Origin of the sequence: Microcoleus sp. N9_A2 (assembly GCF_036701775.1) — a bacterium.
Lineage (GTDB): Bacteria > Cyanobacteriota > Cyanobacteriia > Cyanobacteriales > Microcoleaceae > Microcoleus.
Genome location: NZ_JAUBRH010000108.1, coordinates 1 through 8708 on the forward strand (window position 1 = coordinate 1; position 8708 = coordinate 8708).

General features: G+C 44.3%; 8 protein-coding genes. 2 read left to right on the plus strand and 6 right to left on the minus strand.

Features of this window, described 5'->3' with window-relative positions; all coding sequences use genetic code 11:
* Positions 1 to 87 precede the first annotated feature (87 nt).
* The gene (locus QUA44_RS29570) at positions 88 to 237 is read right to left on the minus strand and encodes a hypothetical protein (protein WP_333257245.1); all 150 of its coding nucleotides are present in this window, start codon (positions 235 to 237) and stop codon (positions 88 to 90) included.
* On the opposite strand from QUA44_RS29570, the gene QUA44_RS29575 reads away from it, so the two are divergent.
* Positions 218 to 661, plus strand: a complete 444-nt coding sequence (locus tag QUA44_RS29575) for a DMT family transporter (RefSeq protein ID WP_333257243.1) — start codon at positions 218 to 220, stop codon at positions 659 to 661. The two genes, QUA44_RS29570 and QUA44_RS29575, sit on opposite strands and share 20 nt — an antisense overlap.
* Positions 662 to 799: 138 nt before the next feature.
* Here the strand turns inward: QUA44_RS29575 and QUA44_RS29580 are convergent, their stop codons facing one another.
* The 5 genes from QUA44_RS29580 to QUA44_RS29600 form a co-directional block, all read right to left on the minus strand.
* Positions 800 to 2068 carry a WcaI family glycosyltransferase gene (locus QUA44_RS29580; RefSeq protein ID WP_333257241.1) on the minus strand — a complete coding sequence of 423 codons (1269 nt, stop codon included), beginning with the start codon at positions 2066 to 2068 and terminating at the stop codon, positions 800 to 802.
* A gap of 151 nt (positions 2069 to 2219) precedes the next feature.
* Positions 2220 to 2657, minus strand: a complete 438-nt coding sequence (locus QUA44_RS29585) for an ATP-binding protein (RefSeq protein WP_333257238.1) — start codon at positions 2655 to 2657, stop codon at positions 2220 to 2222.
* A 538-nt stretch (positions 2658 to 3195) separates the two neighbouring features.
* Entirely contained in the window at positions 3196 to 4197 is a 1002-nt protein-coding gene (locus QUA44_RS29590) for a sugar transferase (protein ID WP_333257235.1), read from the minus strand.
* A 530-nt stretch (positions 4198 to 4727) separates the two neighbouring features.
* On the minus strand, positions 4728 to 5396 hold the full coding sequence (locus QUA44_RS29595) for a DUF3318 domain-containing protein (protein ID WP_015178535.1): 669 nt from the start codon (positions 5394 to 5396) through the stop codon (positions 4728 to 4730).
* Between the two features lie 819 nt (positions 5397 to 6215).
* A complete protein-coding gene (locus tag QUA44_RS29600; RefSeq protein WP_333257233.1) occupies positions 6216 to 7271 on the minus strand; it encodes a hypothetical protein in 1056 nt (351 codons plus the stop codon).
* Between the two features lie 332 nt (positions 7272 to 7603).
* Here QUA44_RS29600 and QUA44_RS29605 point away from each other — a divergent pair, with 332 nt between their 5' ends.
* Positions 7604 to 8650 (plus strand): DUF3800 domain-containing protein, encoded by a 1047-nt coding sequence (locus tag QUA44_RS29605; protein ID WP_333310075.1) that lies wholly within the window; start codon positions 7604 to 7606, stop codon positions 8648 to 8650.
* Positions 8651 to 8708: the final 58 nt, after the last annotated feature.

Below are 8708 nucleotides of genomic sequence, written 5' to 3' on the forward strand. Positions count from 1 at the left end.
AGTTTTTGAGCAACAGCTTGCCTGAGATTCAAAGGTGGCTACTTCTAGCTGTGCTCATTTTTTAGTCTAAACTACAGCTCGTATCTTTTACGGAGAAACTATCTCGTTAACGCGCGCTGTCGGTATTGCGATCGCAGTCAGCGGTGTTGTACTGTTAATCGCGGGAGGCTCGTTAGAGAGGCTGCTGAGTATTTCGTTTGCGATCGGCGATTTGTATATGCTGTTAGCATCTATCATCTTTGCTGGCTACACGATGCTGGTAAAGCGCAAGCCGCCCAACCTGCGGATGACAACTTTCACTTTATGCACTTTTAGCTTGGGGCTGTTGTTTTTATCGCCCTTCTATGCGCTGGAATGTTGGATTTATCACCCTGTGGTGTTCAATCCTTCGATCGCCCTGGCGTTACTTTATGTCGGGGTTCTGTCATCGGTGGTGGCGTTTCTGGCATGGAATCAGGCGATCGCCCTAATCGGCCCGAACCGCACAGCTTTAATCTATTACCTGATTCCGGTGTTTAGCGGTATTGCTGCGTGGCTGTTTCTCGATGAAGCGATTTCGTTGGTGCATATTTTTAGTACATTGGCGATCATCTGCGGCATTATTATTACTAACCGGACTGAATCAAGCCTTGCCGAAATCAGGAACATACCGAAAAATTGAATTATATTATCTCAGATAACATGACTATCATCAAATTTGTAGTGAGGACTTCAGTCCTTTCATCAGCCTTTTAGTCGATCGGGACTAAAGTCCTTACTACAAAAGATCGCTACATATTGCACTAACTCAATTATCTGATTACTTTGGCAGCGGTGCCAAGACTTTCTCAGCATGACTCGCCGCCACCGCCGCAAATAAAGCCTCATAATGATTCAAAGCTTCCTCAAATCCGTAATTCTCAACAGCATAATTTCTACCTTGCTCGCCCAACATATTCACCCGATCGGGATTTAAGAACAAATCCTCCACAGCATCAGCCAAAGCCTCCGCGTCTTCCGGCGCTATTACAACCCCGCCACCGCTTTGCTGGATTGCTTTATGGGCTGTACCAGTTTCGGGAACCGACGCCAAAATTGCCCGGCCGCTGGCGAGAAGTAATTGAATTTTTGAAGGCATATTGAAGTTAGTGACACGGCGCTTTTGTACAACTAAACTAATATCCGCAGCAGCTAACAATTCCGGCAATTTTTCTCGCGGTTCAAAGGGTAGCAACATTACATTAGTAGCTTTATAAGTTTCGCAATCTTTTTGCAAGCGCGCTAGTGCTGTTGATTCTCCGACAATTACAAAAGCGATTTCGGGTATGTGTTTCAAACGGGCTGCTGCTTTGACCACTGTTTGCAAGCCTTGAGTGAGGGCAATATTTCCAGCATACAGAACTACAAATTTGCCCTTGAGTTTGTGAGTTTCTCGAAATGAGTTATTTTCCTTGGGTAAGGGGCGAATGAAATTAACATCGACCCAATTGGGCACGCAAACTATTTTTTCCGGGGGTACCCCCTGAGAGTGCAATTTTTTGATAAAACCGCTGTCGATGACGCTGACTTGGCTGGCTGTGCAGTATGCCAATTTTTCTAAAGCGTCAGCAATGCGAACTAGCAGTCCGTTTTTTTTGACCAAGCCGACGCGCACGGCTGCTTCTGAGACGATATCCTGTACGTTGAGGACGATCGGGCAAGCGCGAATCCAGCCGTAAAAGGCAACAGGGACGCAAATCGGTAAAGGGGGCATTGTCGAGAAAATTACGTCGGGACGCCAGCCGCTGAATGCTTGGACGGCGCTGGAGACGACAAAACTGCCGTCTAGCACAAGTCGGTCTAGGAGGCTGGGGTGGGGGCCGTTCACGCGCAGATAGCTGCGCTGAATTGTGACGCCGTTGTGTTCTTCGGTGAGGTAAAATTTGCCCTGATATTGCGGATAAATCCGGCGCTGCGGATAGTTGGGCATTCCTGTGACGACTCGGACTTGGTGGCCGCGCTTGACTAGGCCTTGCGCTAGTTCTGTCATCAGGGGGGCAATGCCGATCGGCTCTGGATGGTAATTATAGGAATAAATTAGAATACGCATAATATTTAGTTTGAAGCAAATTGTCCTGCAGCCGCGTGCACTCGCAGAATTGCAGAGGATGTGGTTGGGTTCCGGGTAGGACAATAGGGGGCGAGGGGGATCTTCCACCCCTTGGGAAAGAAGCCGCCCTGACCGGGCGGGTATCGCCCCCTCATATAATGTTTTTTCGCATTACCAGGCAGTTGCGGCGATCGTCGGTACGGATATAGCGAAGATCGTCTGTGAGCTTGTACATGAACACCAGTCCCCTTTCTCCTTCTCTGTCCAAAGGATCGCGCTGCTCTTGCATAATCGAGTGCAGCTTTGCTTCTAAGTTGAAGGGTTGACCCCTGTCCCAAATCCTAATTTCTAAGTAATCGGCAAACACTTTTACCTCAATGTCTATGGGCGTCGTGGGGGGCAAGTTCTGGTGAGCGTGGCGGACAGCGTTTGTAAAGCCTTCGTTGATTATCAGCCGGCACTGCCACCAGAAATCCGCTGGCAGCAGGGGCAAAACGATATTCTCCAACCATTCCAAAACGGATGTTAAAGCATTCAGGTCTGTTTCAACCTGAAGGTGCGGCTCGGCCTTTGGTTGCTTGTCTTTCATCTTTCTTCCCCCTGGTCGGCCCCCACCACCGCTGTACTCAGCGCCGGAGGGAGAGGAAAAGGAGGGCAAGGTCTTGGCAACATATTAGTTAAGTCAAGCTTGAGTTGAAGAAGCCCGTTTGGCCTCAAGGTGAGCATTCCTTTCGCACCATTTACTCGCACAGCAAATGAGAGACTTCCGATACTGTAACCCGCCTTGGTAGGGCGTTTAAATTGAAAAAATTCCCGATTCAGCTTGCGAGGAGTGATTTTAGCTTCCACCCTGTTAGCAATCGGTACTTGTCTAAACATACGTTAGTTTTTGTCGTCATCAAAAACCCTGGTGGCGTAATTCGAGCATGACCAGAACTGCCAAATTGCTAATTCGTAGTTCGATCGCATATCTGGCAACTAGCTGCCCATTTTTTCGGTGTGAATTTTAACACTTAATAGTACCTTAGCGATCGCTACCGAGTCTGCTTAACTAAATATCGAATTCTAGTTCCAGCAGCCCCTCGGCAACAGCACCCGAGAGTTCCGCAATGAGTTGTTTAGGACTCCTACACAGCACCGCTATTTTTGTTAAACAGGACTGTTATGGTTTTAACAATTAGTTTCAAGTCATAGATCAGGCTCCAGTTTTCTTGATATTTTAAATCTAAACGGATGACATCTTCAAAATCGCGGACTTGAGAGCGACCGTTGACTTGCCATTCGCCAGTCATCCCGGGCTTGACATCCAAACGCTGCCACTGAGGGACTTCGTAGCGATCTACTTCGTCTGGAGTAGGCGGTCTGGTGCCGACTAGACTCATTTCGCCTTTGAGCACGTTCCAAAACTGTGGCAGTTCGTCGAGACTGGTTTTGCGTAAGATGCGCCCGACTTTGGTAATCCGCGGGTCGTTGTCATTTTTGAAAAATGCGCCAGAAGCCTGGTTTTTGATTTGGGCTTTCATGGCTTCGGCGTTGGTACACATCGATCGAAATTTCCAAATCTGAAATTTTCTCCCCATCCAGCCGCAGCGGGTTTGTGCAAAAAATATCGGGCCCGGATCGTTGATGGTGATGGCTGCGGCTATGGGTACGAGTAAAATTCCTGTAATCACCAAACCGACTATTGCTCCAACGATGTCTATCAGCCGTTTGACCAACGATTGCACTGAGGGGTGCGTCATCGGTAGCTGATTGTCCGGGGAGTTGGTCTCTGCCGGAGTTGAGGTGGCAGGGGTCTGCTCGATCGTCAGCACTTGATCTAAGCTGGTGAGAGCGAATACAGCCATCACCTGCGGCTTCAGGCTGCGAAGCACCAAGTCGCTGCCGCGCTGTTTGGCAAATTTGAGATTGCTGACTAAAGCACCAATTCCGCTACTGTCAATAAACGTCGTGTGAGTGAAGTCTAGGACAATTGTGCTGGGAACGGTGCTTTCAGAGAAAAGTTGCTGGCAGGTTTTTTTGAAGTTTACGGCTTCAAGTACGCTCAAGCGCACGGGTATGTGAACCGAGGGAATCTCGTCGAAGTACGTAACCCGAAAATTTTCTGCCTCTGGGATTTGGCTGACCATGAAGTCCTAGTTTCAAATTTCAAACTGATATCTTTAACCTATTCTGTCCTACCCGCTCCACCTTTACCAAATATTGTTTTTACCACCGGGCTAGCTTTATCGCAACTTTACAAAAATGTCAAAAAAGCTTCTTGTCGATCGTCCCGATATCGAAGGCCAAGGTAGAATCTAGTCTACCAGTCCCTGTTTTGGCGGAAAAATTTTGAACGCAGCCGCCGCCCAACTTTCACCTTTGATATCATATCCGTTCGATTGACCGCAATAAGCAAGGTTTGTAGTGCGGACTTCAGTCCGCTCTCAGCCCGAGGACTTGCATCGGACACGGGCGATCCGTTTTTGTTCTGGTAATCCACCGGACATGATATGAATCAAGATTTGTATCGGTTCAGCCCGATTAATTTTGTCTGGAAAAATTCCGATGTCTGTCTTGTAGCGGGATACCAAGCGCAGTTAACGCTTAACAGTTAACTAGAAAGTCAAGAGTTAACCGTTAACTGAAAAATCCCCCCACCAAACGTCGGGGGATGAGGTTAAGAATTGTAGACGTTTTCTGACTGGGAGGTTTCGCGGGTGATGGGTTTGACTTTGGCTTTGGCCTTGGCTGCGTTGCGTTTGAGGGCCTGGAGACGAGCTTCGTATTTAGCCCGCTGCTGTTTTTTGGAGGTTTGCTCGATTAAGGTTTTTAAGGCGCTGCCGAGGCTTTTGTAGGCGTTTGGGAGAGTGTAGCCGAAGCGGGTTGCCAGGGCGAGGGCTTTTTCGTCAGCGTCTACTGCTTCTTTTAAACTTTTCTCTCCGTTGTTTTTTTGGTAAAGTCTCCAGCCGGAGACGCCGCACAGGGATAGGGCCAGTAACAGCAGCAAGCCGTCTTGCACCCAAAGTTCGCCGACGGCGCCACCTAAACCAATGGCGAGGGCTGCCATTTCCCAACCGTCTCTGGGGATGGTGTCGTTTTGGATTCTGGCGACTTCGTGCCAAAATAGGAGGTTCCGCTGATCCATTGCTAGCTGTTCCCAGCGGATCAGGTCTATTTGGATTTCTACCTGGTCTTTGCCTATTTCTTCGCTGCGGATCAGGGTAGGATTAACTTCTATTGTTTTTTCTACTGTTACCCAACTTTGGAGTTCAGGGGGCAGTATATTTTTCAAGCGCCGGATCTCACTCATCTCGGCTCTTGCTGTAGAGGTTGCATAGGATGTCATAGCTCCGGCCTATTGATTTTCCAAAGGTTAATATGTGTCTATTTCTGGAGTATAGCAAACCTTTAATCAAAATCTAGTCGAGTAACGGGGGTCGATCGACCAATACTTGCAATTTTACTTGATTTTACTCTCTGGGGGCGATCGCAACTGCCTGCTCGATCATTTCCTTTGGAGTATTTCAGCGACGGACTGACACTCATTTAAGGGATACAGTACCAGTTATCCTACTGCTATTTTTGGCTTCTGCTTTGATAATTTTTTGGGGCAGAAATAGCGTTTTTTGTGAATAACTTATCGCTGTTTTCTCTATTTTTATACCTTGGCTTTCTGCCAGGTTAATTAACCGCTTTCAATATTCGATAGTAACTTGACCAAAATTTAAATATTACATCATAATTCTACCTCAAATATCTTTCTATTTCTGATATATTTGGGTTTCGAGTTGAGATAGGAACTCGAGGGGTTGCGGAGATCTGTTGAGCCGTGATATTTTAACTTTAATTCCGCGATTCCCGGCCAAGCATTTTCTGTGAGTTTAGGCAACAAAACTTGTTGAAAATTCTAATCTTTTTTCTATTTCTCGATAACCAAATCCTTTTAACCTGAGTTAAAGAGCTTGCGCTTTATTCCATTTTATGATGTTTTTATATGCGATCAAATCTTGCAACTCTTCTAGTTGTTCCTCTATCTTATCTTTTTTTTAGGTTGCTGATTAACGGTATGAACAAACTTTTTCCGGAAGTTACAAAACTCACGATACTTGGCTTATGGCAATTCCGAACTATTCAATTCATACCTGTATTAAGCAACGCCAAATAATTAAAGTGACTTGAGAAGACCGCTTTCTAACTGATAAATTGCTGCCATGATTCCGGTTTCAGGATTTGTGAGCAGTGACTTTTTGACATCTTTCAAGTATTCTACAATGTGTTCCCGCAAAATTGGTCTTTCCACTTTGACTGTGTGATTATAATCCCACAAATCCCAGATGATAATCCCGATACCGACAATCGGATCGATTAAACCTACTCCCAACTGACTAGCAACTGTACCGCCTGTTTTTGTGGCTACCTTGGCGGCGGCTTTGCTGGCAACTTTGGCGGTAACTTTGCTGCCAACTTTAGCTGCTACTCCCAAAATTAAGGGTTTAGCAACTAAGTAGCCACTGCCGCCAACTAATACTTTTAACGATAAATTAGAGACGTTTCCTTTGTCGCTAATTGTGGTGGCAATATCGTTCAGATACTTGTCCCACTGTACTTGCGGTATCTTATAATTGTTTTGAACTACTTTCACATTTTTGCTAACTTCTGATATGTACAAATTAGCAGTATCTTGAGTGATTAATTGAAATCGCAGTTGAGCATTTTTGGGTACCAGCACGCGGTTAGCAAATTCTCTTTGAAAGTCTTCAGTTAATTTTTCGGAAACAGCTTGAGAAGCTGCTGTCATATCAAATCTGTTGAGTACGGCAGATTTTACGAAATTAAAAGGTACGGTAAACTCCATCTTTTTTTGATTGAAGTAATCGAAGTACCAATCGAGGAAACTATTGTCTAGTCGTGCAATTACTTCGGTTTCCCATTTGTCCAATTCTTTTGAGGCGAAAGTTTCGGCTGTTGTATGGGATTGTTGGATGGCGTTTTTAACGTCTTGGTTGACTTTGCTAAAATCGTGCGGCGGCGAGACGACAACTGCTGTGGTTCCGGTATTTGTTAGTGACTGGGAAATTAGAAAGTTACCTAATAGGGGAATCATGACTACTAAAATTACGATCGTCCAAATCATCGGTGTCACAGTTTTGATAAACTGACCGATAACTCTGAGACGTTCTGTTTTCTGTGAATAGGTAGTTTTTTCGTTGTCTTGACTCATGGCGGTTCTGCAAGTGATGAGAATGGGGGGCTAGTTTCGATTATAGGCGGCGTTTCCTGAATTGTGTTGCGGGCGATCGGGCTGGGATTCTGGAAGGGTTGGGGAATAAGTGCGATCGCTCACACAGTCTTATTATAGCAAGCTATTTTTCTGAGCGTACTCAAATACCAAGTTCTGTATTATTGTTAATTCTCATTTGTGAAAAGAGGCTGTTAAGTTTCATTTCTGAAGTGGTATGCTTCTGTAATTTCCTGTTATATTACCAAAATAACTGGTAATACACAATCTTCACAATTAAACGGAGAATCCCTATAAAACAAACCATTCAAGAAATTTACTGCGATGAATCAGGTTTCACTGGTAACGATATTCTTGACAAAGAAGCCACTATTTTTGCTTATGCAAGTGTAGCAATTAACCATGAAGAAGCTACAGAATATGTAAATAATATAATTCAAAAATATAAGCTACAAGGTGGCGAATTAAAAGGTCGAAACCTTCTTAAATATCCCAAGGGTCAAAAGGTAATAGCTGAGATATTGATAAATTTTAAGGATCGCATAAAAGTAGCTGTTTATCATAAAAAATTCAACTTAGCTTGCAAATTGTATGAATATATATTTGAGCCAGTTTTATCAGAAAAAAACTCTCTATTTTACCATATAAAATTTCACCGATTTATCAGCAACATTTTATATGTAGAGTTTGTATGTCAGAGCGCGGATGCTGAAAAAATATTTAGCGATTTTCAGAAGCTTATGAGAAGTTTGGAGGACACAGAACTTAACTATCTTTTTAGTTCTTCAAAAACACCTGATATTTCGCCTATACTCGACGGCATAAAGACTTTCTGTATTCATCATAGGGATATAATAAATCAAGAATTAAACTCTTTACAAGGAACTGATATAGGCAAGTGGATTTTAGAGCTTTCGTACCCGGCTTTGTTGTCTATTCTCTGTGACAGGGGAAAAGAGTTTAACCAACTTAAAGTTTTTTGTGATGTTAGTAAACCACTCAAAGAAAACAATAGACTGTTCGATCCTATGATTGGGATAAAGGATAAGATTGATATGGACTTTTTTCAAGGAGTAAAAGAACCCTGTACATTTAATCTATCCCAAGAAGTTCAATTTGTGGAATCCGATAAATTTCCGGGCATACAAATAGCTGATGTTGCTGCGGCTGCTTGTGCCTATGCTGCTAGAGAAGGTGTCAACCAAAATACAGAGAGCTGGATAGAGCATATACCCGGTATTATAGGTGGCAACTCAGTGATTCCTGATTTGAGTTACACCGACCCACATACATTTGATGCGACCATAAATTATATGTTGTTAATATATTTGGTGGAGAAAAGGTATCGGCTCAATAAGTAGGGGTAGCACAGAAAAAAAAGTAAGCAGAGTGCACAAAGTGTCATAAAATAGGACACAT